Origin of the sequence: Gordonia sihwensis (assembly GCF_029632925.1) — a bacterium.
GTDB lineage: Bacteria > Actinomycetota > Actinomycetes > Mycobacteriales > Mycobacteriaceae > Gordonia > Gordonia sihwensis.
In genome coordinates, this window is the sequence record NZ_CP121249.1 from 1 (window position 1) to 24,817 (window position 24,817).

Genomic DNA, 24,817 nt, shown 5'->3' on the forward strand with positions numbered 1-24,817 from the left:
ATGGTCGAAAGAGTCTGGGTTGGAATCGATGTCGGTCGTCACGCACACCACGCCGCCGCGGTCGACGACGCGGGAGTGGTGCTGTGGTCGCGACGAGTACCCAACGACCAGGCAGCCATCGAAGCGATCATGGACCGAGTGTCCGAGATCGAATCGGTGGTGTGGGCGATCGACATGACCGCACCGGAATCGGCCCTGCTCCGAGGGGTGTTGTCCAGCCGCGGCCAGCACGTGCGCTATGTCCCTGGTCGCGTTGTGCATAGCATGACTGGCGCGTTCGCCGGCGAGGGCAAGACCGACGCCCGCGATGCGGTGGTGATCGCCCAGACCGCCCGGCTGCGTGGTGATCTCGCGACAATCGCAATTCCCGACGATGTCGCGATCGAACTCGACTTACTGACCGGGCATCGCAGTGATGTGGTCGCTGAACGTACTCGAGGCATCAACCGGCTGCGCGGCCTGCTGACCCGCATCTTCCCTGGTCTGGAACGGTGCTTCGACTACTCAACGCTGACCGGCCTGGCGTTCCTCACGCGCTTTGCCACACCGGCTGCGATCGCCGCAGTGTCCGACGAGGAGATCTACGACCACCTACGCGGTCACGGTGTCCGCCGGCCCACCATCCCGAAGATGATCGCCAAGGCCCGTGCCGCCGCGGCCGCGCAGACCGTCACCCTGCCTGGCGAGGCGACCACGGCTCGGCTGGTGCAGCAGGCAGCCACCGCCCTGATAGCACTCACTCGCCAGATCAACGAGCTGGACAAACAGATCACCGAGGTGTTCCGCAAGCATCGCCACGCTCGGATTCTCGAATCCGTACCCGGCATCGGCACCCGAAGCGGAGCCGAACTCCTCGCGATCACCGGCGGCGACCTCACCTCTTTCGGCTCGGCCGCCAAACTCGCCGCCTACGCCGGACTTGCTCCAGTGCCCCACGATTCAGGCAACCGCCACGGCACCCTGCGCAGACCACAGCGTTACCACCGCGGACTACGCAAGGTGTTCTACATGGCAGCACTCAACAGCTCCCAACGCGACGGGCCATCCCGCGAGTTCTACCAGCGCAAACGAAACGAGAAACGCTCCCATGTTCACGCGCTCATCGCACTCGCCCGGCGACTCGTCGACGTTGTGTGGGCACTTATTCGAGATGGACGGTTGTGGACCCCTCAACCCGTCGCTCTGTCAACGACCCCACCGGTCGCCGCGTAGATCACTCATTTCGAGCGCGCCTCACGAAAGCTGTCGGCGGAAGTTGATACAACTTTCGGGTGCAATCGAAACATGAGGTGGCTGCGTCAGAGCGTCGACGCCACTGGCGCGGTGAGCGCAAGGCTGTGTTGGTTCGAGTGCCCGTCGGGCTCGCCGAGCAACTCGCCGCGGAAGCGTCGAGTCGAGGCACGTCTGTCAGCGAGTGTGCTGCCGCGATCCTTGCAGACGCACTTCACGAAGGGTCAGTAGCGTGACTCGAGTTGTGCAGGCCGCCGCCACCGAGGTTAAGGACACTCTCGCGCTGCGGAAGGCCCGTGGTGCGTTCTTCACACCGCCGGCGCTCGCCGACTTCGTCTCTCGTTGGGCAGTCCGTGATCCTCTTGACAGCGTCTTGGAGCCGTCGTGTGGCGAAGCTGCGTTCCTGATATCAGCGGCGAGTCGACTGGACGAACTCGGGGCGCCACGTACGCATGCCCAGCTCGAGGGGATCGAGATTCACGAGCCGAGTGCTCGGGCTGCGGCCAGTCTGGTGGAGTCGACCGGCCGCTCAGCAAGCATCCGAGTAGGCGACTTCTTCGAGGTCCCGAGCGAACGCAGATTCGATGTTGTTATCGGTAATCCGCCCTACGTCCGGTACCAGGATCATTCGGGTGCCGCTCGCCTCGCGAGCCGGCGTGCAGCTCTTCGTGGCGGTGTTGGTCTGACCGGCCTCGCCTCCATGTGGGCGGCAGCAACAGTGCACGGGGCCGAGTTCCTACGCCCAGGCGGGCGTCTTGGCCTCGTCGTGCCCGCGGAACTGCTATCGGTGAACTACGCAGCGGAGGTCCGCCGCTACCTGATGGAGCGGTTTGGGCGGGTACGTCTGGTCATGTTCACAGAGCGGGTATTCCCGGGTGTTCAGGAAGAGGTCGTGCTTCTCCTCGCCGAGGACGCACTTGCCGAGGGCGGCACGGATCATTGCGAACTGCACCAAGTCCGGTCGATCGATGACCTCGACGATGAACTGTCAACCGGTGCGGCACAGCACCGGTGGCGACCCGCACACGCGCGTGCGAAGTGGACACCTGCATTGTTGCCCGCCACCGCATTCGAGGCGTACTCAGATCTCGCCGACAGCACCGGATTCGGGGTGCTACACGAGTGGGGAGAGACCACTCTCGGCGCGGTCACCGGCCGCAACCAATATTTCGCCCTGTCACCTGCACAAGCACGGAAACTGCGCCTTCGCGACTCAGAGACAGTGCGACTGTCCCCTCCGGGAAGTCGCCACCTACGCGGTCTGTCGCTGTCGACTGAAGCGCTGAACAGGCTGGGTGCCGAAGGAGCGCAGACACTACTCTTCCGCCCCGGAGTCAAGCGCTCCGCGATGTCGCCAGGGGCCAGACGCTACCTGGACGAGGGCGAACAGTCCGGAGTGCACGAAGCCTACAAATGCCGTGTCCGCTCGCCGTGGTGGCAGGTGCCGATCAGCGAGCCCGCTGATTTGCTGCTTACCTATATGAACGCTGACACGCCGCGCATGACCACCAACTCAAGTAGGGCAGTGCACCTCAACAGCGTCCATGGGATCTACCTGAAACCCGAGCATCGACCTCTTGGGGCCGCGCTACTGCCCATTGCCTCGCTCAACACCGTGACTCTTCTCGGGGCCGAGCTCGTCGGACGTGCCTACGGTGGCGGCATGCTCAAGATCGAGCCGCGAGAGGCCGACCATCTACCGCTCCCCTCGCCCCAACTAGTAGAGCGGTTGGAGCCGGACCTACGGCATCTGCGAGCTCCGGTGCGCGAAGCGCTCCGCAGCGGCGATCTGCTCGGCGCCGTCCGGCTCGTCGACCACATTGTCCTTCGTGACGGGATGGGCGTATCGGACAACCAACATGCTGAGCTCGTTGCTGCGCATGCCCTCATGTCTGCACGCCGCCTCGCTCGTGCCGCGAACCCCCGGCGCAGTAGCTGATGGCGCGCACAGACTCGTTCAGCCAGTTTGATCATCTCTTCGGAGACGAACCCACCGACCCGTGGTCGCACCACCGTGGTGAAACTCCTGCCTACATCCCCGATTACCGACTTCTCGAACAGCTACTTGGAATACCCGTAGCAGAAGGCGCGGCCTCGGAGAGCGGCAAGTTCGCCAATGGAATCGATGCGTGGATCGCCCATGAGTTTCGCCGAGCTGGATTCGAGCGAGACGAGGTGTGGCCCAGAGCTTCTAGGCCTCGCGTGCTTCCGCGGGATATCAGCGTGCTGCTCGAGAAGCTGCCGGGTCCGCTGAGGGAACAGGTCGCTGCGCGACTACCGTCGATCGCCGCCGTTGCACCAGTCGACGCTCGTGTGCTCGGTCAGGCATACCCCAAGCAGGTCGATGTTGTGATCGCACGGTGGGACCGGGGACCGGAATTGCTCGTGTCGACCAAAGCGCAACTCTCAAGCTTCGGTAAGAACCTGCCCAACCGGTTCGAAGAATCCTACGGCGACGCCAGCAATCTCCGGGGCCGCTACCCGCTGGCTTCGGTGGGGTACTTCTTCGTCCAGCGCGCCACGATCATCCGCGATGAACCTGATGCATTCGAGCGCACGATCGACATGGTCCGAAAGCTCCGACATCGAGGAGATGTCAACGGCTACACAGCAACTGCTCTGCTTCTGGTCGACTGGGATGGGTCGAACGCCGAGACCGCCGTCACCGCATACCCAGAATTGGTGCCCGACGACATCAGCCCAGCGAGCTTTTTCACTGGGATGATCGACCATCTCCTGTCCGTCACGCCCATCTCGTACCACGTTCGAGTCAGGGAACGCCGAGAGCGCCGTGACCTACCACTGCCCAACAGTCCTGACGGCGGCTGAGAGATGGCAACCGCACGACTCGAGGTTGGGGAGACGGCTGCGTGAGCAACAACATACGAGCTGCTCAGACATACACGTCCGCGGCAAGAGAAGGGCCGTAGGATGGCTCGCCCGCAGCGCTGGGAGCTGCTCCTCAAGGCGTCACAACAGGAGGCTCTTCTCGCTGTCAGCCTGTTTAACGACCCCGGACGGGAACGCTCCCTCGAAGGATTCATCATCCACATGCACATCGCGTGGCTGTACGCCTTCCAAGCGAAGTGGATGCGTGCCGGCGAAAACTACCACGTGCTGAAGTCGGAGAAACCACTCCGCTACAAGCGGATCAACGACGAGCGGATGTCGCAACCTCTGGAATGGTTCGTTCGGCAGGAACACCCTACTGATCAGTCCGTCGTACGAGCCAACCTCGAGTTCTTCATCGCTCTGAGAAACAAGATCGAGCACCGGCACACCGGCACCGACGACGCACTGGCAACGATCGTCAACGGCGAATGCCACTCGATGCTTCTCAACTATGAAGAGTTCGTGACCGGATTCGCCGGCAAGAAGTACTCACTGGCCCACCGGCTACACTTCCCCGTGTTCATCGGGGGCTTCACCGACCAAGGCAAGAGCGACCTGCTGAAGCTGACCCAGACCCTGCCCAAGGATCTACGTACGTTCCTTGCCGAATACGATGCCGGCCTCAGCGATGCGGTCTCACGCGACCCCCGCTACTGCATGCGGCTCACCATTCTGCTGGAGAGCGGAAACCGCAAGGGAGACTTGTCACTGCAGTTCGTCAACTACGATGACCTCACAGAAGAGGAGCGCGTCACCGCCGAAGAGATCGCCAACAAACGGGGATATGTAATTACGAAACAGAAGACGCGCCCCGTCTCGAACGACGACAAGTACAGGCCTGGTGCCGTCGCCGCGAAGGTGGCCGCCGAGATCCCGTTTCACTTCGCCCCGTCGCACGAAATGGCGGCAGCGTGGAGAAAGAACCACTGGCGACCCCCGAAGGGAACCGGCGACCCGCGAAACACCAGGTCGGACTTCTGCGTCTACGACAGCGCGCACGGCGACTACCTCTACACAGAGGTGTGCGTGAAATGGCTGATCAAGAAGTGCAAGACGGAGGCAGGATTTCGTGAGGCGACGGGTTTGACTCCGAGACCGAAGGATTCTTGATGTGGATGCTTTCTCAGCCAAGCCATCCCACGAACCTTAGCTAGCCGTTCTCGGCCTCATAGGCCCAATCGGATTGCGGTCAAGCGTGCCTTCACCCAAGGCAGCTCTGTGCGGCAGCACCTGCTCACGCTGAAGCTTGCGTTCCCGCATTGAGATCCCCGCCGCTGTGGTCAAGCAGGGGGCACCCAGTCCGAGCAGCCCTCGGCACCGCCAGCCCTGCCGACCCCAGCGCCACGTCAACCGGACCTGACGCCTCCGGCGTCCAAGACGGCCCGTCCGATGCCGGCTCCTACCGTCGCCTCAACCATCGGGAATGAACCGCTACGCGGTGCCTCACACCGAGAAAAGCGCTCGGTGTTTGTGTTGTTCCCACCATTCTTTTTAACTCGTCGCTGCGCTACAAGGGCGTGACTCCGGTCGCTGCGCTCCCTCCGGCCCTACGGGCTCGAAAACAATGTCCACGCGGTCGCTGCGCTCCCTTATTTCGCGGACATTCTTTCCGCTCATCCCTTTCCGCTCCACTCCTCGCTAAAACGATGGCCGGTAACAACACAAAGCCGCCACATCAACAGTTTGGAAGGTATCGCCATGAATCAGCCCACCGACACCGCAACGAAAAGTCGGCGGCGTCCTCGCGCGCCGCCGCCAGCGCCACCACACCGACCACCGTCAGACAGAGCGGCACACAGGACCTGTGCCGACCAACGATGAAAGGCCAACCATCATGGCTATCAAGATCAGCACCGACACCGACATCGTCACCTCCGCAGCCGGAGTCATCGGCTTCGCACCGCGCGAATCCATCGTCACCATAATGCTCACGAACGACCAGCAGATGGCCTTCACCGCCCGCCATGACATTGCGGACAACAAGCTGCACAATGTCGGCGCAGTCGGCGAGAGTCTCGATGCCCAGTCCGCGATCGTCGTCATCGTCTCCGAAGAACTCGACGCGGCCGACGTTGAGCAGCTCGCCGCCCAGGCCACCACCGTCTACGCGGCCCACGGCATCGCAGTCGTCCGCCGACTGCACGCGCCCGTCATCCAGTACGGAGCCCGCTGGACCAACCTCGACACCAAGGACACCGGACTCGTCGACGATCCCGACGCGTCGACCGCCGGACTCTACAGCCGACTGACCGGAGGAGCGCCCACCGACAGCCGCGAGACGCTCGTCGCCGACATCGAGCGCACCGTCGCCGAATACACCGGCGACGACTACGCCCGCATCACCGCCAGCCGAGCACTCGACGAACTCAGCACCGTGATCACACATGGCACGCCGACCGAGGTCGCACCGGACGAACTCGCTAAGAGCCTTGCGACCTACTCGCGCATGGGAGGGTTCCGCGACGCAATCCTTCGTCTGGCCCTCAGCGAACGTGGCGCCGCCGCCGAGGCCCTCATCGAGCTGGCCCGGCACCTCCGAGGACAGGACCGCGCACACCTGCTCACCGCAGCAGCCGCTGCGATCTACCTCACCGGCAACGGAGGTAAAGCCCGAATGCTCCTTGACGCAGCCAGAACCGCCGCAGACGGTGACTTGCTCGGCATCGGCATGATCCTCACCCGCGTCCTTGAGAGCGGGATCCCGCCGGAGATCCTCGCCGAGGCCATCGCCGCCACCGACTAGGCAGCAGTGAGCCGGTGGTCAGACCAAAACGGCCTGACCACCGGCATCGCCGTCCACACCGCGCGACGCCCACGACACATCGACGCCCACCACACCCGACGCCGCCGAACCGAAGGCGCCAGCGAACACCGCTGGAACAGACGCGACCGCGACCTCTACCTCAGACATCATGAATCCACCCTACGTCCGCACCCCACAGCGACGCCGCCCCATCGAGGGGCAGGCGCCCGCACCGGACGCGCCGCACGCCAGCGGCAGCCGGTAATCCCTGCCGGACCCGCGCCACGTCTGCCCGTTCCTGACGCCTCCGGCGTCCGAGACGGCCCGTCCGATGCCGGCGACTAGCGTCACCTCACCCATCGGAACGAACCGGCTTCGCCGGTGCGGCCCCTTGCCAACCCCACGCGAGCGACGGGGTTTGTTGTGAGGCCAATTCTTTTCACTTCGCTCACTCCACGCAAGGGCCTGACTCCTCGCTACGCTCGTCGGCCCTACAGGCTCGAAACAATATCCACGCGCTCACATACGTTCGCTTATTTCGCGGACATTCTTTCGCTCACACCCTTGCGTTCCGATCACTCAGTAAACGATGGCCGGCAACAACAAATCCCCACCCACCAACAGTCAGGAATAACCCTCATGACCCAGCGAACCACCACCGCGCAAGAAACGATCGAAATCGACAACAATATGCCGCGCGGCCTGCGCCGATCGCTAACCGAAAAGGACACCACCATGTATGCCCCGGCCGTCATCCCCAACGACCTCGCCAGCACCTACACCGGAATCTTCTGGACCGCCGCCAACAACCTCACCGGCCACGACGACGACGTCATCACCGCCGCCACCCGCGCAGCCGCCGTCAACGAACACCATGCACGCATCATCGAACAGCTCGCCGTCAACCGCGCCCAGAAACTCCACCCCACCAGCATCGACCCCCACAACCCGCCGACCCGCTGGACCTGGTGGCAACACCACCTCTCCCGACTGCAATCCTGGACCGTCCTCGCCACCCTCGCCGACGAATACGCCAGCCACGACGACCACCTACAGGGCCTCCGCAGCGGCACCTGGCAACCCGCACCCACCACCAACGAATAGCCCCAAACACCCCAAGAAGAAGGCGAAGTACGACGTCGAAGAAAACAAAGTAACCGCCCGACGAATCGACATATAATCGTTGCCTAAAATACTCGAATAAGCCTAGCAATATCGCGCGTACTCGATTATGATGAAAGAAACGAACACGGCTCGACTCGCACTAGATCAGGATACGAAACAATGAGCACAGAGACCCCTACCATCACCGTCTACACAAAGCCCGCATGCGTGCAATGCAACGCCACCTACAAAGCTCTCGACAAGGCCGGAATAACCTACGTTGCCGTCGACATCTCCACCAACGACGACGCCCGCGACTACGTCCTTTCACTCGGCTACCTCCAAGCCCCCGTCGTCGTCGCCGGAGACGACCACTGGTCAGGGTTCCGCCCCGACCGCATCAAGCAGCTCGCCAAACGGGCGATATTGCCATCCGATGCAACGCGCGAAGCGCGATCGCCCGCGCGGTAGAGCCTGAGCTCAAGAAGGATGTCGAGGGGGCCGGGGGTCTCTGCGCCACTCTTGATCACCCAGAGTACTTCATTTGCATCAATGTTGTATTGGATGCATCATGAGGATGTGCTTGAAGTTGATCCATCGTCTGCGCAGCGGCTCGTCTCCGCGCGGAATGTCATTCATCTTGACCCTGAGGGAGCCGTGCTCGACGGGATGTTGAATGGGTGGCGAGCCCAGCAGATTGCTCGCTTCTTGAAGGCTCCGACGATTGCGGCGAGAGAGCGGCTCGTGCGCCGGTTCGTGGACTTCACGGGTATGTACCCGTGGCAATGGACGCCGGCGGAGGCGGAGGCGTGGATCAGTGAGCTGCGCTCGGGCGTGAAGCCGTTGCGGCTATCGACGCTGCGTGGATACGAGATCGACATCAAGATGTTCTGCGAGTACATCACTGATCCTCGATATCCCTGGCTGTCCGAGTGTGAAGCGCGTTTTGGCGCTGCACCCAGACAGGTGTTCCATGAGGACAACTCGATTGTGCATGTCAGCGAGTACGAGGGCGATGCCGCGCGGCGACCGTTGACATTCGACGAAGTCCAGGCGCTGTTCGATGCGGCCGACGGGCTCGCCGCCCGGATCCTGTCGCGACGGCGAAAGGGTGCGGTTCAGGCCGTGCGGGACGCCGCGCTTCTCAAGTGCGTCTATGCGTTCGGGTTGCGAAGACGTGAGGCGGTCATGCTTGATCTCGTGGATCTCCGCCGCAACGCGAAGCTGCCGCACCTAGACCGATTCGGTGCACTGTCGGTGCGCCATGGCAAAGCGAGCCGCGGGGGCCCGTCGAAGCGGCGCACGGTGCTCACCGTTCCGGAGATGGGCTGGATCGCGGAGACGCTGGCGCACTACCTCGATGAGGTTCGGCCGGCGTTGTCGTCATCGTCGAGTTCGTCGCCTGCTCTGTGGGTGACCGAACGGGGCACGAGGCTGAGCAGGCGTGCGGCGAACGAAGCGTTCTGTACAGCTCGTGATGCCGCGGGGATCGACTCTTCGTTGGATCTGCATTCGTTGCGGCACTCGTACGTGACGCACCTGGTGGAGTTCGACTACCCGGAGCGGTTCATTCAGGAGCAGGTGGGGCACTCGTTTTCCTCGACGACCGCGATCTACGTCGGCGTCTCTAACGAGTACCGGAACCGGCTGCTCACCCAAGCTATTCACACCCGCTACGGCGCCGACTTCGAGGAGGCAGCACGGTGAAAGAGATGGACTACGTCTGGCATCTGCGAGCGAAGATGGCGGAGCGTGGAATGTTCGCCACGACGGACCTGCAGCCGCTGCTCGCTGAGCGTGGTGTCGCGCTCTCCCGGGAGCAGACCTACCGGCTGGTGACGGGTCAGCCGCAGCGCCTGAGCATGGTTACGCTGATCGCGCTGTGCGACATCCTTGAGTGCACACCCAACGACCTCATCGAACCCCGCATCGTCGAGGCGTCCGCCAGGAAGGCTTCCGGGGAAGTCATCCCGCGGAAGAGCCGAGTATCCGCCCGCCGAACGACGATCAATCGGCCCGGGCATTCGAAATGACCGTGGTGCCGGAGCATCCTTGCTCCGAGTGCGGAAGCCGCGCCCCGCGGGTGAAACGACTCCCCGACGGTGGAGGGCTCTGCCGACCGTGCTACAACGTCAGCCGACGTATGGAGTGCTCGCGCTGTGGTCGCATCCGTGCGCCCAGCGCTCGAGCCGAGGACGGCGCACCACTCTGCGGGCACTGCGCGCGCCCTAAGCGGGCGTGTGCGGGATGCGGCCGTGTCGATCACGTCACCGCCATCGTGGACGGTCAGGATCTCTGCCAGCGCTGCTACTCCGCACCGGTCAGAGCGTGCGGACAATGCGGACGGGAGCGACGCGTCGCAACCCGCCACCAGAATGGCGTAGCAGATCTGTGCCACAGCTGCTACCGCACCCCCATCGCCGAGTGCGCCATCTGCGGTGAGAAGCGCGCGGTTCATACGACCTGGCCCCTCGGGTCTATATGCGGCGTGTGCTATCGACGCGAGCTCCGCCACCCCGACGGCTGCGGGTCTTGTGGGCAGGTGAAAGCGCTCATCGGTCGCGATGACCGAGGGGAGCGCGTTTGCGGGCCGTGTGCAGGGTCGACGCGCGACTACGTCTGTGCCACGTGTGGCGCCCCGGGTGAGCAGCACTTCGAGAACACCTGCATCCGCTGCTCCGTCGTTCGAGCCGCCGGCGACCTCCTCGCGTCCGCGACGGGGGTGATCCCCGGGCGTTTGGCCGGGCTCCCGGACGCGCTCGTTTATCGAGGTCGCGTGGACTCGACCATGAGATGGCTGCTCAAGCCCACCCCGAGAGCTCTGCTCCGAGCGATCGGGTCGGAAGAGTCGATCACGCATGCGCGCGTTGACGCGTGTCCGCCTGGGCAGGCGCGACATCATCTCCGTGCGCTCCTGGTCGACGTCGGCGTTCTCCCGGTACGAGATGAGCAGACTGAGCGGCTCGAAACATGGGTCGACGAGTACCTGATCCAGCTTCCTTCACACCATGCCGCCGAGATCACTCCCTATGCACAATGGAAGGTGCTGCGGACTGTGCGGCGGCGGGCAGGACGCCGCCGTACCACGGTCGGTGTCGCAGATTCCGCGCGTGAACGGATCCGCGCGGCCGCGCGACTCCTGCAGCACGTCGAGCAAGAAGGGGCGGGCTTCTCCGCGCTGACACAGGAGGTCCTAGACCGGTGGGTCGGCGGCAACGCAGCCCGCACCGGCGACATCGCACCGTTCATCTCGTGGCTCAGGTCCACCGGCCAGTATCCGGGACTCCGCGTCGAGCGCGGACAGCAGGCCAGGCCGAGCGAGGTCAGCGGGGAGGACGAGCATCACGCTCTGGTCCGCACGTTTATCGCCGGGTCGGACGACACGGTGAGCCTCGCGACCAGGGTTGCCGCGCTGCTCGTGCTCCTTTACGGAGCTCGAACCGACCGCATCCACCGGCTCACCACTGTCGACACCAGTACAGCCGGAGGACGAACGTATCTCGCGCTATCGACAGAACCCATCGAGATCCCGAACTCGGTCGCTCAACTCTTCGCGCAGCTCGTGAAAGAAGCTGAGCAGAATCCGGGGGCGACTCGGCGAGCCGGTGAGGGATCGTATCTATTCCCATCTCCCCGACGACACCACGAGCCGATCCATCCCACGACCCTCGGACGGTGGATAGCGCGGGCCGGGGTCAGCCCGCGGATCGCCCGGAACTACGCCATGCTCGCCCTCGCTAGCGACCTCCCCGCCGCTATCGTGGCCGTTCAGATGGGAATCACGCCGCAGACAGCGAGCCGATGGTCGCAGTTCTCGCAACGCGACAATTCCGAGTTCGTCGCCGCGAGAGCAGATTTCCTCCCCCGCTGAGGGCACATCGGAGTGGGTTCAGGCAGCCGCGGCCCGAGAACTCCAAGCCGAGTCAATTCCTTCCAGGACGCTAACAATCAGGGACGCAGTGCGGCGCTGGGTCAAGTGTCCAGGGGGTGTCTCGTCTCGACGTCCCGCATGCGTCCGGCTAGAAGCGCGACGATGGCGAGCAGCGTCGGCGCGACGCCGGCCACGATGAAGATGGCTGGTATCGGCACGATCAGCGATAGGGGCCCGGCGATGGCGATCGAGACGGGCATGAACGCGATGGAGACGAAGAAGTCGAGACTGGCGACACGGCCGATCATTTCGGGTGGCACGAGGCGTTGAAGCAGTGTGCCCCAGATCACCACGCCGGCTCCTGTGGCAGCTCCGACCGCGAACAGTGTGGCGAGCATCACTATTAGGTTGTTGGCGAGGCCGATGAGCACGAGCGGGAGGGTTCCGCCGCCCCAGAGGCCGATCATCAGTGTCAGGTATCGCCGGGGCAGTTTGAGTGACGACACGATGAGCGATCCGATGGCGCCTCCGATTCCGTAGGCGGCGAGTAGTAGTCCGAACGTTGCTTCGGCGTCGTCGAATCGGTCGCGGGTGAGGAAGGGGAGAAGTACCTCGATTGGGCCCTGGATGATGAGCGCGAGGGATGATCCGAAGATCAGGGTCCATAGCAGCCAGCGGGTGCGGGCGACGTAGCGGACCCCGGCTTTGAGGTCGCCCCACACGCTCGTGCGTTGCTGCGACTGTTCCGGTTCGGTGGTTTCCTCCCGGCGGCTGAGGAACAGTGTGATGACGAACGCGACTGCGTAGGACGCGGCGACGATGACCGCTCCGATGGCGGGGAAGAACGCCCCGACGATGATCCCTCCGAGGGCGGGTCCGAGGCCCTGCCCCATCGAGGGCCGGAGAGCCCCTTCGAGCCCGTTTGCGGCGAGCAGTTGTTCGGGCGGTAGTACTTGGGGGAGGTAGGCGCTGTAGGCCGGGTAGAAGAACGCACTACCCGCGCCCATGGCGAACGAGGCGAGCCCGACATGCCACAACTCGATCGCGCCCGTGAGGGACAGCACCGCGACGGCGGCCATGACCGCCGCGGTGAGTCCCTGCACGGTGATGATGATCCGCCGCTTCGAGAAGCGATCGGCTACCACCCCGCCGAGGACCGAGAAAGCGAAGAGGCCGAGGCTGAGCCCGGTAGCGACGGCTGACAGGGCAAGGGGGCTGTCGTCGAGTGCGAGCACCTGAAACACCATGACGATGGTCCACATGCCGGTGCCGAAGACTTCGATACCGACGGCCGCGAACAGCAGCCGGTAGTCGCGGGTAGCGAGAGGGCGCAGCGCCCGCAGCCGGTCGGGAGTCTCGCGGGTCATACGAGCGCCTCGCTTTCGGTCGTAGCTTCCAGTTGCAGTGCCGGCCAGCCTTCGACGTCGCGGAGAAGCTGCCGGTCGTGGGTGGATACGACAACAGCCGCTTGGGTGGCGTTGAGCGCGTCGGTCAGTTCGTCGACGAGCGCGATCGATAGGTGGTTGGTCGGTTCGTCGAGCAAGAGCACGTGCGGCTTGGTGGCGAGCACCAGGGCCAGCTCGAGGCGCCGTTGCTGGCCCATCGACAGCTCACCTATCCGCTTGCTCGATTCGCGGGCGCGCAGGAGCCCGAGCTGCGAGAGACCGACTGCCTCACGCGATGGAACGAGCGCGTCGACGTGGGCTGCGTAGAACTCGCTCGCGCGACGATCCAGCGGCAGCTCCGACTCTTGGCGCAGAAAAGCGAGCCGCACGTTCTGCGGGCGACGAACGGTGCCGGTGTCCGGGCGGAGGTCTCCCGCTGCGACGCTCAGCAGTGTGGACTTGCCGGCCCCGTTGGGTCCGGTCACTACGAGACGCCCGCGGTGTGACAAAGAGAACGCCGCCGGGCGCGTAAGCCTGCCGGTCACGGTCACGTCCTCCACGCTCAACAGCACCGCTCCGGTTCGGGTCGCAAGCTCCGGGAAGCGAAACACTTGCGGCGGCTCGGGAACAGTCACCGCGTGCGCTTCGAGTTGCTCCTGCCGGCGATGCACGCTCTGCACGAGCCCGCCCGCGCGCGTGGCCCGTCCGTGCTTGTTGGTTCCCTTCTCTGGTCGCCACCCCGAGACGAGTCGGTTCTGCGCCGAGCTGAGACTGTCCTGCAGCCGCGCGAGCTCGGTCTGCTGTCGCTCGAATTCGTGCTCCCACCGTTCGCGCTCGGCGCGCCGGCCCTCGCGGTAGCCGGCATAACCGTTGCCGTACACGCGCACCCGGTCATCCGGGGTCGGGTCGAGGTCCACGATCGTCTCCGCGACGTCGGAGAGCAGCGCGCGATCATGGGTGACGACGACCACGCCGCCGTTTCGCGACCGCAGTTGCGTGGTCAGAAACTCGAGGCCGCTTCGATCGAGGTGATTTGTGGGTTCGTCGAGGAGCAGGAAATCGTCGTCGGCGCCGAGCAGGCACGCCAGACGGACTCGATAGCGCTGCCCGACGGAGAGGTCGTCCAGGCGCCGGGATGGCTCCGTTTCGGCGTCGAGTGCTTCCAACGCGATCTGCACCCGCCGTTCGGCATCCCACGCATCGAGGACTTCGGCGTGTTCCAATGCGGCGGCGTATCGTTCTTCGGCGCCGGGGACGCCTGCGGCGAGTGACACCGCGGCCGAATCGAGGGCCGCAACGGCGGCGAGCGGCTGCGCGATCGCTTCCGCGACCGCCTGGCCCACTGTGCGGTTGCCGCCGGTCGGCATCTCTTGTTCGGCTATGCCGACCGTCCCGAGTCGCTGCACTACTCCGCTGTCCGGGGTGAGAGCGCCGCTGAGGACGTGCAGGAGCGTCGACTTCCCCCGGCCGTTCTCGCCCACGATCGCTACTCGCGAGGTGGCCGTGACCGTGAGGTCGACGTGGCTGAGGACGGGGGTGGCTCCGCGCGTTACGGAGACGTCGGAGGCGATGAGCTGCGCGCGATGGCGCGCTGATAGAGGGGTGTTGAGGGAGAGCATTCGTATCCTTCGGAAACGACGCACCGCACGGCTATGAAGCGTGCGAGGGTGCGCAAGGTGACGGCGACCCGTGCAGGGTCGAGAACGAGCGGCCGCCGCAGGCTCGGATGACTCAACGAGCGCGGTAGGCCTTACTCAGCCGTCACAGGAAGTACAAATGCACATTCCGAGTGTATCGAACGACGTGATCAGAGCAACCACCGAAGAGACTCCGCCTGGAGTTTGTGGCTCTCGTCAGCGGGACGCGCCTGCCCGGAGATCTCCGCAACAGAGGAGAGGTACAAGCCCACCACACTCGGCGGACGACGATCTGCTAGCTGTCGCTCAAAGGCATGAGCGGATCGACGCGTGCTTGCGAATAGCGCAACCTTCAATATTGCTTCTCCGCCAGTCGCCGCATAACCCACCGCAAGGCCAGAAGGGACCACACCATGACCGGCACCGACCACGACGCGCACCAGCCCGCCGACACCGTGCCGGCCACCACCAACGAGGAAGACGACGACATGACCGCGACCCTGGAGCATCCCGCACTCGAGACCGTCCACGACGCCACCGACACCCTCGTCGGCCTCCCCACTGACCTCGACGACATCGACGCCCAGATCCACGCCGAACTCGACTTCCTTACCTCCCTCATCTGGTCGCCGGCCACCGCGGCCGCCATCCACGCCCTCGTCGGCGACCACCAGCACCGCGACAGCACCGGCGGCTACCCGGCCGACCGAATCCCGATGAATCATCCGTTGTTTCTCAGCCCGATCCACGGCCGGATCTTCCGGACTGTCGTCGAGCTCGTCGACGAAGGCGCGCCCGTCACCCCGCAGATCCTCATGACCCGCATCGGCACCACGGACCGCGCCGCCCGCCAAACCCTCATCACCATCGCTGCACCCACCGGCCACGGCCCACTCCCCGGCGGCAGCGACGTCCCGTACCTCAGCCGCGGCATCGTCGACGCCTACTACCGCCGCGGCTACACCGCACTCCTCGCCCGAATGCAGATCGCGCTCGAGGACGCCGACACCGACGACCTCGCCGGCCACTGGACCACCCTCACCAACCACCAGCAAGCAGCCGAACGCCGCCGGTTCGCCGTCACCGACGCCCTCGCCAAGCTCTGATCCAGCAGAAGGAGAAGACCGATGAACGCCCGCCACCTCGACCACATCACCGAACACCATCCACGGCAGCAGCTGCATGTCCCCTACCTCCTGCTGCACGGACCGATCACCGACCGCAGCCCCGCCGCCGACCTCCACACCGAGCCGTCCGGCCGGGTCACAGTCCGCCGGCACCCGGTCAACCGCGCCGACTTCATGGTCCGCATCACGTGCGCCGGCCACCCCGACCCCGTGTGGACCAACGCCGGCAACCTCGCACACCGCCGCTGCGACGACTGCCTCGACATCTGGACCGACCGGGCCGCCGAAGCACACGAGATCAGCGGAACCGCCGACGCCAGCCTCTACGCGCTCACCGACCTCACCACCACTGTCGCCGGCCGCCGAGAAGCCTTCCTCCTGCACGCCAACGAACTCCCCGACTCCTGGTACGAGGACGAAGGAGACCAGTAATGGCCACCCCAACGACCTCACAACAGATCCAGGACGAGGACGACGCCGCGCGCCTGCGCCACGAGGGACGGTCCTGGTCCCTCGTGGCGCAGGCCCTCGGCGTCACCACCGCGACCGCCAAACTCATGGCCGCAGCCAGCGACCAGCGCGCGACTGACCGAGCCCAAGAACATCAGATCGCACTGTTCTGACAAGACCGACGAGAAGAGGACCCGGCTATGGTTTCAAGCCCGACATATACTGGACACCCAAACGAAGGGGGAGCCATGACCACGAAGAAGCGTGTACTCAGCGTGCAGGAGTGCCGTGCTCGGGCAGCAGCACTGCCGGAGGAGTGGTACAGCGCCAGTGCTTCCGCAGCCTCAACGATGGCCGGCATGCCGCTGACCACTGAGGACTTCGACGCCCTGCGCAGGATGCGCAGCGGGGAAACGACCTTCGCAGAAGAGCGCGACCGCATCTTGTCGGAGACCCGACAGCGCACCGCTCAGACACGTCAGGCCAAAGCCGAGTGAGCACAGAAGACCCCAACGACATCGAGGTCCCGGCCAATAAGGTCGGGGCCTCGACTGTTGAAGAACTCGAGGCAGTCGAACGCCTCGCAGCAGCGAAGCGGATCATCGAACTCGACTCCTACGACTACCTCGACCGCGATGACTACGATCCCGGGCTGCGTCCAGAGGTTCTGACTGCACTCGAAGCCCGACGCTTCGACGTCAGCTACCTCCAGGCCATTCACGCCTACATCCTCCAGGATGTCTACGACTGGAGTGGACAACTGCGTGTGGCCGGGCAGCACACATTCGCAATGGGGATCAAGCATGCACCACCTGAAGTTATGCGTCAGCACCTTCCCCTGTTGGAATCCGATATTGCCTTGGATCGCCCGGACCTCGACACCCCAGCCCAGCAGGCGCTCGAAACAGCAGCACATCACTGGTCGCAGATGACCTACCTGCATCCTTTCGTCGACGGAAACTCCCGCTCCCAGCGCGTGTTCTTCAATGAGTACCTACGCGACGCCGGCTGGGACATCGACTGGAACAAGGTCGACGCCGGAGCGGTCCACGCTGCTCGCCACGTCAGTCTCGTGTTCAACGACCCGACCTACCTCGCGGCCCAACTTGATCGCGGTCTCGTCGGGTTCGGCGACCCCGCAGCGGTTGGATCACTCGGCGAACTAATGCAAGTCGAGTACGCGCGCGACAAGAAGTCAGTCGAAGACATCTACTTAGCGATGTTCGGGTACGCCGAGGAGGCAACGGCAGACAACGGTCGAAACGGATACACCTTCATCAAGGACTACGCAGCCGCTCAGCGGCCGCAAAGTGCTGCTGAACGCGCCGCCCGACTTGCGTCGCGTGGCACCAGCCGTACGTCTCCTACGACCCAATCATCGCGGAGCAACCCGATACCGAGCTCCCGGCCGACAGGAAGTTCCGAACGATCTGGCTGGCGGCACTCATCATCCCCTGAGCGCTAGTCCCCGCTCTCTAAGCCGCTCCTCTCTTCGCCATGATCGTTCAACAGCGCATGCACACGCTGGCGGCTTACCCCGAGCGTGGCCCCAATCTCCGGCAGCGATATTCCCTGGTTCCGCATGAACTGCGCCAGCGCCAATCTGGACCGCACCGACTCCCTATTCGCGGCCTTGAGTGCGGTGTCGGCGGCTTCGACGTCGCCGACCAGCCGAGCAAGGTCCGCAGGCCACCGAATCGACCTCCCCGATTCCTCAGCGAGCATCCGCACCTGACGTAGTGAAACACGCCCCACTCCGACGACGAACCAGCCGTCGCCGGCCCGCTCCACGATGATCTCGCCCATGACGTTCATCGAAGACCTCCCGCCCACATCTGTCAATAGCCTATTGACGGGCGAATTGGTGTCCGACTACGGTACGTGGTACCCAGCTCTGCCTCCGGGAGGTGAGAAGGTGGTTCCCGCAACGATTTGGACGGTCGAAGTAGAAGGGGACCACCCCGATGGATGAAACACGCCCGGACCTGGCAGCCAGGGACGAACTAGGAGGTAGGCACGATGTTGAACGCACTCGAGACACTGCGGGGACAGCTGATCGAGCAGGAGATGCCGACGGACAAGATCGAGCAGGAGCTCGAGGCCGCCGAAGTGCAGATCGCGACTCTGATCACCGAGCACACGCACCTGCTGAACGCACAGTGGAGGCGGGACCACCCCGGCAGGCAGCCGACGTTCCCGGAGTTGCAGAAGCTGCACAAGCGGGCTCGGATGATGGGCGAGGAAGTGTTTCTGGCCCAGTTGACCGAGATGCCAACGGATCGGGAGGAGCCGGAGCCGGAGCTGCAACAGTCGCGCACGACGAATTGGTGGCTCGACGAGACCCTCGAACCGAGCGAGCAGATGCAGGAGTTGGCCGATCTACTGTGGCCGGACCGGACGGTTCGGTTCCGGGTGTGGGCGGCGGATCTGCTCGAAGCGCGGAGGCTCGACCACCTGCCGGTGCCCAGCAGTCCGCAGGACGCTCTCGCGGGCGACGTCGCGGACGAGGTCGATCGCGTACTGATGACAATCAGCTCTCAATCTTCGACCTAGACGACTACCGCGCCCCGAGTAATCCGGCGCTGGCCGACCCTGGCGGCACCGTTTTGCCACCGGCCGACGGGAGGACACTGCCTACAGTCGATCAGGACGAGCCTGGCGTGCCGATGTCCCAGTGGTCGACGCGGAAGGTCGAGATGGCCCGGCGGCCCGACGGAAGCATGGTCGCTGTTGACGCCGACACGACTGTGGCCGGGTTAGAACCGGATCCTGCTCCACTCGACGAGGCCCGCGCCGATCACGACCAGGACACTCGCTCATCGACAGCCTCACCGGTCACGACGGAGCACTCGTCTCGACCCGCTGCGGCAAGGTTCGTGCATCCAGGTCACCAACTCGTACCCACCGGAGCGAAAGCTCGCGCGCGTGCCAACATCGCCGCGGTGCAGATCGTCCGCACCTGCCGTGAGGAACAGCGACCAGCGACGCCTGCTGAGCAGGACGTCCTCGCTCAATGGTCAGGATGGGGCGCGATTCCGGAGATCTTCGACGAATCAAGAGGCGAATGGGCCGCGGACCGAGCCCGGCTACGCGAGCTGCTTGGACCGGACGAGTGGGCAGATGCCCGTGCTTCCACGCTCAACGCTCACTACACCGACCCTGCAATCGCCCAAGTCATGTGGGATGCGCTGCAGAGGGCTGGATTCGAGTCTGGCCGAGTCCTCGAACCCGGCGCCGGATCGGGTACGTTCATCGCGCTCGCACCCGAAGACGCGGTCATGGTCGGCGTCGAGAAAGACCCAGTGACCGCTGAGGTAGCGCACTTGCTCAATCCCCATGCGCAGATCCGTCTTGAAGGTTTCGAGGTCACCAACGTCCCTGAGCGGAGCTTCGATGCGGTGATCGGCAACGTGCCGTTCGGGAAGTTCTCGGTCCCCGACCCAGTGTGGAACCCGCACAACCACTCGATCCATAACGCATTCCTGATCAAGAGCTTGCACCTGACAGAGCCTGGCGGGTGGGTCATGGCCATCACTACTGCCGGAACGCTTGACGCGCAGAATCGGCGTTCCCGTGAGGCGCTCGCTGAGCTGGCCGACCTCGTAGGCGCGGTCAGGCTGCCGACTGACGCCTTCAAAGACGTCGCCGGCACCTCGGTAGTCACTGACATCCTGATGTTCCGCCGGCTGGACAGTCCTCGACCGAAGTGGGACAAGCCTGCATGGATCGACACCACCGAGGTGGACGTTCCTGCGGCCGACGGAGGCCTGGAATCGGTGCGGATCAACGCCTACTTCACTGAGCCCGAGCATCGCGAGCACGTGCTTGGCACGCTCTCGGTCGGCCGCGGCCTCTACCGTGACGGGTCGCTGACTGTCAGCGGCCGCGACGCCGACCGACCGCTGGCCGATCAGGTCCGAGAGGCGCTCACAGACGTCGTCGATCGCGCGCTACGGCAGGGCGCCGGACACAGCCCGCGGCCACGAACGGAAGATCAGATTCACAAGTTCGCTACTGGTCTCGGGACGCCGGCGACTCTGTATGCCGATCAGGTCACTCCCGGTCATATCCGCTATGACGTCGAGCGCAACGTATTCGAGTCGGCGGATTTCAGTGGCCAGTGGCAAGAACTCACCATGCCCAAGTCCCGGATGAAGGAAGCGCGGCACCTGCTACGTCTCCGGGATCTTGGAACCGAACTGATCGCTGAACAGACTTCGGAGGCGAGCAACCCGGATCGTAAGGCGCAGCTTCGCAACGAACTAAATGCAGTCTACGACGCGTACCACTCCGCGTACGGTCCGATCAACCGCTTCGCAGTTCACGGCGGCCGAGCGCGGACACCAGAGGAAGCCGCCGAACGGCTCGCAACGCGAGTGCAGAAGTGGCGGGTGGCCAACCCTGAGACTAACGGCCGGCCGTGGCAGGGCGAGCTGCCCGAGGACACGCTCGCTGCGCTCACAGAAGAAGCATGGGCCCCGACCTCGGTAAGCGTGCGACAACCACATCTGGAAAAGCTGCGACGCGACCCAGGTCTATCGGTAGTGCTGTCTCTGGAAAACTTCAACGAGGATGACCAAAGCGCGCGCAAGGCGGACATCTTCGTACGCGATGTCGTTGTCGCACCCGAACGCGCCGAACATGCCGAGTCCTCCGCAGACGCCGTCGCGATCACGATGGCGGAGAAGGGGCGGGTCGACCTTGAACGGATTGGCGAGCTCCTGGGTCTGCAGGACCACGACGAGATTCGTACCGCCCTCGGCGACACGGTATTCATCTCGCCTGACGGCACAGGGGATCTCATTCCGGCCGAGCATCTGCTCACCGGCAACGTACGCCAGCGTCATACACGATTGACAGAACTAGCCTCGGCGGCCGAAGACACAGTGCTTGCCGGCGAATACACTCGCGCCGCCGCCGCGGTCGCCGAAGTCATCCCGAATGACCTCGCTGCTACCGACATCGGCCAAGTGCAGCCAGGAGTGACGTGGGTATCCCTCGAGGACTACAGGCAGTTCATCGTCGAGGCTCTCGGAGGCCCGAGCGACACCACCGTTGAGCGTGCGGCAGGTAGCTGGGTAGTTACCGGGAGCCCGTATCGATCAGACCGCGCCCGCTACGAGAGCGAGTTCGGTGCGGAAAGCCGGGACTCGCGCAAGTCGCTCAACGCAGGCCAGCTGTTCCAGAAGCTCCTGAACCAGGAGCCGATCAAAGTCAGCAACCCGCAATCGGAGATCGAGGCCGGCGCGCCACTGGTGGATCAGGAAGCAACGATCCGAGCACAGGTGCAAGCAGAGAAGATCGCGGCTGAGTTCGGTCGCTGGGTCTGGTCAGACCCAGAGCGCAGCACGAGGCTGTTGCGCGAGTTCAACGACCGCTTCAATTCCTTCGTCCCGCCCGCGTACGACGGTTCGCACCTGACGCTGCCGGGACTGTCCCCCGACTTCGAGCCCCACCCCTACCAACGGGCGGCAGTCGCACGCATGATCGCCGAGCCGACGGTGCTCCTCGATCACGTTGTCGGCGCCGGCAAAACGGGATCGATGCTCATGGGGGCGATGGAGCTCAAACGTCGTGGTCTCGTCTCACAGCCGTGGCTCGTGGTCCCGACCCATCTGATCGAGCAAATGACGCGCGAGTCCAAGCAGTGGTACCCGGCAGCGCAGATACTCGCAGGCCGCCGCGGAATGACTGACGAAGATCGCCGGCAGTTCGTTGCGCAGACCGCGGTCAAGGAATGGGATCTGGTCATCATCCCCGCGAGTGTGTTCGAGAGGATCAATGTTCATCCGGACCGCAGACGTAACCACCTCGAACGCCAACTCGTCGAACTCGGCATCGAACTGGACCAGAAGCTCGGCAGCGGATCGACCGCGACGATCAAACGGATCGAGCAGGCGAAGAAGACTCTCGAGAAGCGCATAGCGAAGTTGCAGACCCTCAAACTCGACGATGGTGTTCGGTTCGAGCAGTCGGGATGCGACTACCTGATCGTTGATGAGGCACACGGGTACAAGAACCGCCAGCGGGTCGCGTCGATTGACTCACTGGCGCACGTAGGATCGGCAAAGGCCGAAGACCTAGCGATGAAGCTCGACCTGCTACGGGAGCGAGCGCGACACAAAGCCCTCGCTGAGGGACGATGGCTCGTCCCCGGTCAAGAGAAGGTGGCGACCTTCGCTACCGGTACACCGATCGCCAACAGCCTCGCTGAGGCGTGGGTGATGCAGTCCTATATGCGACCGGACATTCTCGCATCAGCCGGCGTCGCATCAGTCAACGACTGGTCTGCGATGTTCACCAAGACCACCTCGCAGACTGTCACCAACGCAACTGGAACACAGCTCCGCGTGGTCTCCAGCGTCAACTCGTTCAGCAACGTCCAGTCGATGTATGCACTCTCCGCAGTATTCTCCGATGTCGTCGTGCGCGACCAGGTGCCGGCAAACCTTCCTAAGTTCGGCGCCCGCAAGATGATCCTCACCGAACCCGGCCAGGAAGTCCGCGACTTCATCACCGACCTCGAGTACCGCAGCGATCACATGCCCGATGATCCGCGGCTCGACAACCCGCTCAAGGTGCTCAACGACGGACGCAATGTCGCTCTCGACCCCAGACTGGTCGGACTCACCCCATCCGAAGATGGCCGAACTCGCGCGGAAGCAGTCGCTGAGACTGTTGCGGCGATCCACCATCGAGACAACGAGCGCGTCTACAACGACGGAGCGGGTCAGCCCTCACCGATCCCGGGATCACTGCAAGTCGTCTTCTGCGACCGCGGTACTCCGAAGCCCGGTGGACAGTGGTCGGTGTATGACGCGGTCCGCGGCGAGCTGGAGCAGCGCGGTGTGCCGGCCGAGCAGATCCGCTTCATCCACGACGCCGTCACACCGGCCCAGCGGAACCAGCTTTTCGACGACTGCCTTGCTGGCCGTGTGCGCGTTCTCATCGGGTCCACCGAGCGCATGGGAACCGGAATGAACGTTCAGCGCCGCCTCGTTGCCCTCCACCACATGGACGTGCCGTGGCGCCCAGCGGACCTGGAACAGCGCGAGGGGCGCATCATCCGCCAGGGAAACCAGAACGATGAGGTCGAGATCTACAGCTACGCCACAGCTGGAACCACCGACACAATCATGTGGGGCAAGGTGGAGGCGAAGGCAGCGTTCATCAGCCAGTACAAGCAAGGGCTGATCGACAACACCGCGGACGTCGCCGACATCGAGGAGCAATCCCTGACCGAGGCCGCCGCGGCCACGAAGGCCGCGGCCACCGGTGACGAGCGGTTCATGCGAATGGTCGAGTTGCAGAACGACGTCGACCGCCTCACTGCACTCGAGAACACTTTCCGGGACGCTCAGAACCAAGCGCGCTTCGACCTTCGCACCCTCGAGAAGAAGATCCCCGCGCTGTCGGCGAGCATCAAGGTCGTCACACCCCTAGCGGAGTCGATACCGGACTGGGACGCAGCAGGGCGACCCCTCACCGTCCTTGGGGCTGGCGAACCCGCGGCGCATCCAGAACGCCCTGAACGAGGTGAGGCGTTACTCGAAGCGATCCGCTTCCGCTGGATGGGTCTGAAAGGAATGGGCGCCGGCCACTACAAATCGATCGCTGAGTTCCCCAGCGGTGTGCAGCTACAAATGTCGCGGCCGGCCGATGGCGAAGATATCCACTTGCGGCTGTTCGGCGGTGCACTCGACGAGCCGATCTGGATGCGGAACCTCGACGCCGACAGCACACTCAAGTCGACCTCCCTGTCAGCTACCGCGAGCGGAATCTTGACTCGAGTGGAGAATGCTTACGCCGCCATCGCGACCCGGCCTCAACGACTCCAGCACGACTTGGAGCGGGCGATTAGCGACAAGGATCTGGCCGCGGTACGCGCCGACGGAGTCTTCCCCGATGCGGATCGGCTGACCGGACTTCGTGTCGAGCTGCAACAGATCAAGATGGCGATCGAAGCGGCACAGAACTCGCCAGAGGAACGAGCGCGCCGCGAGGCTGCCCAGCTTCGCCTGGCCAGCAGCGGGCGAGAACCCGGATGGAGTCTGCAATGGAACCCCACCAAGCAGATGCTCGAGGAGTCGCCATGCGACTCGGTCGATAGGTACCGAGCAGCAGTGCAGATTGGCGAAGCTCGCCGATCAGCGGAATGGCACCGCACCCACGCTCCTGACGGCAGAGAACTCACCCCGTCCGAGATCGCCGCGAATGTCGCCCGCCGCGGTCTCAAACCGATCAGCCCGGTGAACTCCAGACCCCAACCACCAACGCAGAGCACACGCGACGCTAGTCCCAACCGTTCAACCCAACCGCGCGAACCGGGACTGGAACTGTAGAGCTACCCACCAGATGGAGGCGGTCACCCTGCACAG

21 protein-coding genes are annotated in these 24,817 nt (G+C 64.1%); 17 read left to right on the plus strand and 4 right to left on the minus strand.

The annotated features are described in order from the left end of the window. The 5 genes from P5P27_RS20155 (at nt 1) to P5P27_RS20175 (ending at nt 6,865) form a co-directional block, all read left to right on the plus strand. Nucleotides 1-1,212 carry an IS110 family RNA-guided transposase gene (locus tag P5P27_RS20155; protein ID WP_101841755.1) on the plus strand — a complete coding sequence of 404 codons (1,212 nt, stop codon included), beginning with the start codon at nt 1-3 and terminating at the stop codon, nt 1,210-1,212. 250 nt (nt 1,213-1,462) lie between these two features. Then, complete coding sequence (locus tag P5P27_RS20160) at nt 1,463-3,169, plus strand: HsdM family class I SAM-dependent methyltransferase (RefSeq protein ID WP_233500221.1); 1,707 nt, start codon at nt 1,463-1,465, stop codon at nt 3,167-3,169. Beyond that, nucleotides 3,169-4,059, plus strand: coding sequence for a hypothetical protein (locus tag P5P27_RS20165; RefSeq protein WP_101841753.1), 891 nt, complete (start codon nt 3,169-3,171; stop codon nt 4,057-4,059). Before P5P27_RS20160 ends, P5P27_RS20165 begins: the two co-directional genes overlap by 1 nt. Nucleotides 4,060-4,161: 102 nt before the next feature. Next, nucleotides 4,162-5,232 carry a DUF3644 domain-containing protein gene (locus P5P27_RS20170; protein ID WP_101841752.1) on the plus strand — a complete coding sequence of 357 codons (1,071 nt, stop codon included), beginning with the start codon at nt 4,162-4,164 and terminating at the stop codon, nt 5,230-5,232. Nucleotides 5,233-5,956: 724 nt separating this feature from the next. Further along, nucleotides 5,957-6,865 carry a DUF4192 family protein gene (locus tag P5P27_RS20175; protein ID WP_039867934.1) on the plus strand — a complete coding sequence of 303 codons (909 nt, stop codon included), beginning with the start codon at nt 5,957-5,959 and terminating at the stop codon, nt 6,863-6,865. 18 nt (nt 6,866-6,883) lie between these two features. On the opposite strand, the gene P5P27_RS20180 is transcribed toward P5P27_RS20175, so the two are convergent. Further along, the gene (locus P5P27_RS20180; protein WP_156150526.1) at nt 6,884-7,036 is read right to left on the minus strand and encodes a hypothetical protein; all 153 of its coding nucleotides are present in this window, start codon (nt 7,034-7,036) and stop codon (nt 6,884-6,886) included. A 468-nt stretch (nt 7,037-7,504) separates the two neighbouring features. On the opposite strand from P5P27_RS20180, the gene P5P27_RS20185 reads away from it, so the two are divergent. From P5P27_RS20185 to P5P27_RS20205, 5 genes are all read left to right on the plus strand, one after another. Then, complete coding sequence (locus tag P5P27_RS20185) at nt 7,505-7,969, plus strand: hypothetical protein (protein WP_006897723.1); 465 nt, start codon at nt 7,505-7,507, stop codon at nt 7,967-7,969. Between the two features lie 180 nt (nt 7,970-8,149). Next, nucleotides 8,150-8,440, plus strand: a complete 291-nt coding sequence (gene nrdH, locus P5P27_RS20190) for a glutaredoxin-like protein NrdH (RefSeq protein WP_101841749.1) — start codon at nt 8,150-8,152, stop codon at nt 8,438-8,440. 93 nt (nt 8,441-8,533) lie between these two features. Further along, a complete protein-coding gene (locus P5P27_RS20195; RefSeq protein WP_071330019.1) occupies nt 8,534-9,676 on the plus strand; it encodes a tyrosine-type recombinase/integrase in 1,143 nt (380 codons plus the stop codon). A gap of 5 nt (nt 9,677-9,681) precedes the next feature. Further along, complete coding sequence (locus tag P5P27_RS20200) at nt 9,682-10,002, plus strand: helix-turn-helix domain-containing protein (protein WP_071330018.1); 321 nt, start codon at nt 9,682-9,684, stop codon at nt 10,000-10,002. Nucleotides 10,003-10,757: 755 nt separating this feature from the next. Beyond that, a complete protein-coding gene (locus tag P5P27_RS20205) occupies nt 10,758-11,840 on the plus strand; it encodes a hypothetical protein (protein ID WP_143049337.1) in 1,083 nt (360 codons plus the stop codon). Nucleotides 11,841-11,941: 101 nt separating this feature from the next. On the opposite strand, the gene P5P27_RS20210 is transcribed toward P5P27_RS20205, so the two are convergent. Beyond that, on the minus strand, nt 11,942-13,207 hold the full coding sequence (locus P5P27_RS20210) for an MFS transporter (RefSeq protein ID WP_071329986.1): 1,266 nt from the start codon (nt 13,205-13,207) through the stop codon (nt 11,942-11,944). After that, nucleotides 13,204-14,844, minus strand: a complete 1,641-nt coding sequence (locus tag P5P27_RS20215) for an ABC-F family ATP-binding cassette domain-containing protein (protein WP_101841748.1) — start codon at nt 14,842-14,844, stop codon at nt 13,204-13,206. Before P5P27_RS20215 ends, P5P27_RS20210 begins: the two co-directional genes overlap by 4 nt. A gap of 431 nt (nt 14,845-15,275) precedes the next feature. On the opposite strand from P5P27_RS20215, the gene P5P27_RS20220 reads away from it, so the two are divergent. From P5P27_RS20220 to P5P27_RS20240, 5 genes are all read left to right on the plus strand, one after another. Then, nucleotides 15,276-15,968: a hypothetical protein gene (locus P5P27_RS20220; RefSeq protein ID WP_006897725.1), complete on the plus strand. Its 693-nt coding sequence runs from the start codon at nt 15,276-15,278 to the stop codon at nt 15,966-15,968. 21 nt (nt 15,969-15,989) lie between these two features. After that, the gene (locus P5P27_RS20225) at nt 15,990-16,421 is read left to right on the plus strand and encodes a hypothetical protein (protein ID WP_006897726.1); all 432 of its coding nucleotides are present in this window, start codon (nt 15,990-15,992) and stop codon (nt 16,419-16,421) included. Beyond that, nucleotides 16,421-16,612 carry a hypothetical protein gene (locus tag P5P27_RS20230; protein WP_006897727.1) on the plus strand — a complete coding sequence of 64 codons (192 nt, stop codon included), beginning with the start codon at nt 16,421-16,423 and terminating at the stop codon, nt 16,610-16,612. The genes P5P27_RS20225 and P5P27_RS20230 overlap by 1 nt, the downstream gene beginning before the upstream one ends. A gap of 75 nt (nt 16,613-16,687) precedes the next feature. Further along, nucleotides 16,688-16,936: a hypothetical protein gene (locus P5P27_RS20235; RefSeq protein WP_006897728.1), complete on the plus strand. Its 249-nt coding sequence runs from the start codon at nt 16,688-16,690 to the stop codon at nt 16,934-16,936. After that, nucleotides 16,933-17,904: a Fic/DOC family protein gene (locus P5P27_RS20240; protein WP_006897729.1), complete on the plus strand. Its 972-nt coding sequence runs from the start codon at nt 16,933-16,935 to the stop codon at nt 17,902-17,904. The genes P5P27_RS20235 and P5P27_RS20240 overlap by 4 nt, the downstream gene beginning before the upstream one ends. On the opposite strand, the gene P5P27_RS20245 is transcribed toward P5P27_RS20240, so the two are convergent. Beyond that, nucleotides 17,901-18,254 (minus strand): hypothetical protein, encoded by a 354-nt coding sequence (locus P5P27_RS20245; RefSeq protein WP_006897730.1) that lies wholly within the window; start codon nt 18,252-18,254, stop codon nt 17,901-17,903. The genes P5P27_RS20240 and P5P27_RS20245 overlap by 4 nt on opposite strands. A gap of 204 nt (nt 18,255-18,458) precedes the next feature. Here P5P27_RS20245 and P5P27_RS20250 point away from each other — a divergent pair, with 204 nt between their 5' ends. Together P5P27_RS20250 and P5P27_RS20255 are read left to right on the plus strand one after the other, a co-directional pair. Next, nucleotides 18,459-18,992 carry a hypothetical protein gene (locus P5P27_RS20250; RefSeq protein WP_006897731.1) on the plus strand — a complete coding sequence of 178 codons (534 nt, stop codon included), beginning with the start codon at nt 18,459-18,461 and terminating at the stop codon, nt 18,990-18,992. A gap of 389 nt (nt 18,993-19,381) precedes the next feature. Further along, nucleotides 19,382-24,781, plus strand: coding sequence for a helicase-related protein (locus P5P27_RS20255; protein WP_278127478.1), 5,400 nt, complete (start codon nt 19,382-19,384; stop codon nt 24,779-24,781). Nucleotides 24,782-24,817 lie beyond the last annotated feature (36 nt).

What these genes read in the sequence shown, in the direction of transcription:
- P5P27_RS20155 (WP_101841755.1), top strand. Translation starts at nt 1, where the DNA reads ATGGTCGAAAGAGTCTGGGTTGGAATCGATGTCGGTCGTCACGCACAC.
- P5P27_RS20165 (WP_101841753.1), top strand. Translation starts at nt 3,169, where the DNA reads ATGGCGCGCACAGACTCGTTCAGCCAGTTTGATCATCTCTTCGGAGAC.
- P5P27_RS20170 (WP_101841752.1), top strand. Translation starts at nt 4,162, where the DNA reads ATGGCTCGCCCGCAGCGCTGGGAGCTGCTCCTCAAGGCGTCACAACAG.
- P5P27_RS20175 (WP_039867934.1), top strand. Translation starts at nt 5,957, where the DNA reads ATGGCTATCAAGATCAGCACCGACACCGACATCGTCACCTCCGCAGCC.
- P5P27_RS20180 (WP_156150526.1), bottom strand. Translation starts at nt 7,036, where the DNA reads ATGATGTCTGAGGTAGAGGTCGCGGTCGCGTCTGTTCCAGCGGTGTTC.
- P5P27_RS20185 (WP_006897723.1), top strand. Translation starts at nt 7,505, where the DNA reads ATGACCCAGCGAACCACCACCGCGCAAGAAACGATCGAAATCGACAAC.
- nrdH (WP_101841749.1), top strand. Translation starts at nt 8,150, where the DNA reads ATGAGCACAGAGACCCCTACCATCACCGTCTACACAAAGCCCGCATGC.
- P5P27_RS20195 (WP_071330019.1), top strand. Translation starts at nt 8,534, where the DNA reads ATGCATCATGAGGATGTGCTTGAAGTTGATCCATCGTCTGCGCAGCGG.
- P5P27_RS20200 (WP_071330018.1), top strand. Translation starts at nt 9,682, where the DNA reads ATGGACTACGTCTGGCATCTGCGAGCGAAGATGGCGGAGCGTGGAATG.
- P5P27_RS20205 (WP_143049337.1), top strand. Translation starts at nt 10,758, where the DNA reads ATGAGATGGCTGCTCAAGCCCACCCCGAGAGCTCTGCTCCGAGCGATC.
- P5P27_RS20210 (WP_071329986.1), bottom strand. Translation starts at nt 13,207, where the DNA reads ATGACCCGCGAGACTCCCGACCGGCTGCGGGCGCTGCGCCCTCTCGCT.
- P5P27_RS20215 (WP_101841748.1), bottom strand. Translation starts at nt 14,844, where the DNA reads ATGCTCTCCCTCAACACCCCTCTATCAGCGCGCCATCGCGCGCAGCTC.
- P5P27_RS20220 (WP_006897725.1), top strand. Translation starts at nt 15,276, where the DNA reads ATGACCGGCACCGACCACGACGCGCACCAGCCCGCCGACACCGTGCCG.
- P5P27_RS20225 (WP_006897726.1), top strand. Translation starts at nt 15,990, where the DNA reads ATGAACGCCCGCCACCTCGACCACATCACCGAACACCATCCACGGCAG.
- P5P27_RS20230 (WP_006897727.1), top strand. Translation starts at nt 16,421, where the DNA reads ATGGCCACCCCAACGACCTCACAACAGATCCAGGACGAGGACGACGCC.
- P5P27_RS20235 (WP_006897728.1), top strand. Translation starts at nt 16,688, where the DNA reads ATGACCACGAAGAAGCGTGTACTCAGCGTGCAGGAGTGCCGTGCTCGG.
- P5P27_RS20245 (WP_006897730.1), bottom strand. Translation starts at nt 18,254, where the DNA reads ATGAACGTCATGGGCGAGATCATCGTGGAGCGGGCCGGCGACGGCTGG.
- P5P27_RS20250 (WP_006897731.1), top strand. Translation starts at nt 18,459, where the DNA reads ATGTTGAACGCACTCGAGACACTGCGGGGACAGCTGATCGAGCAGGAG.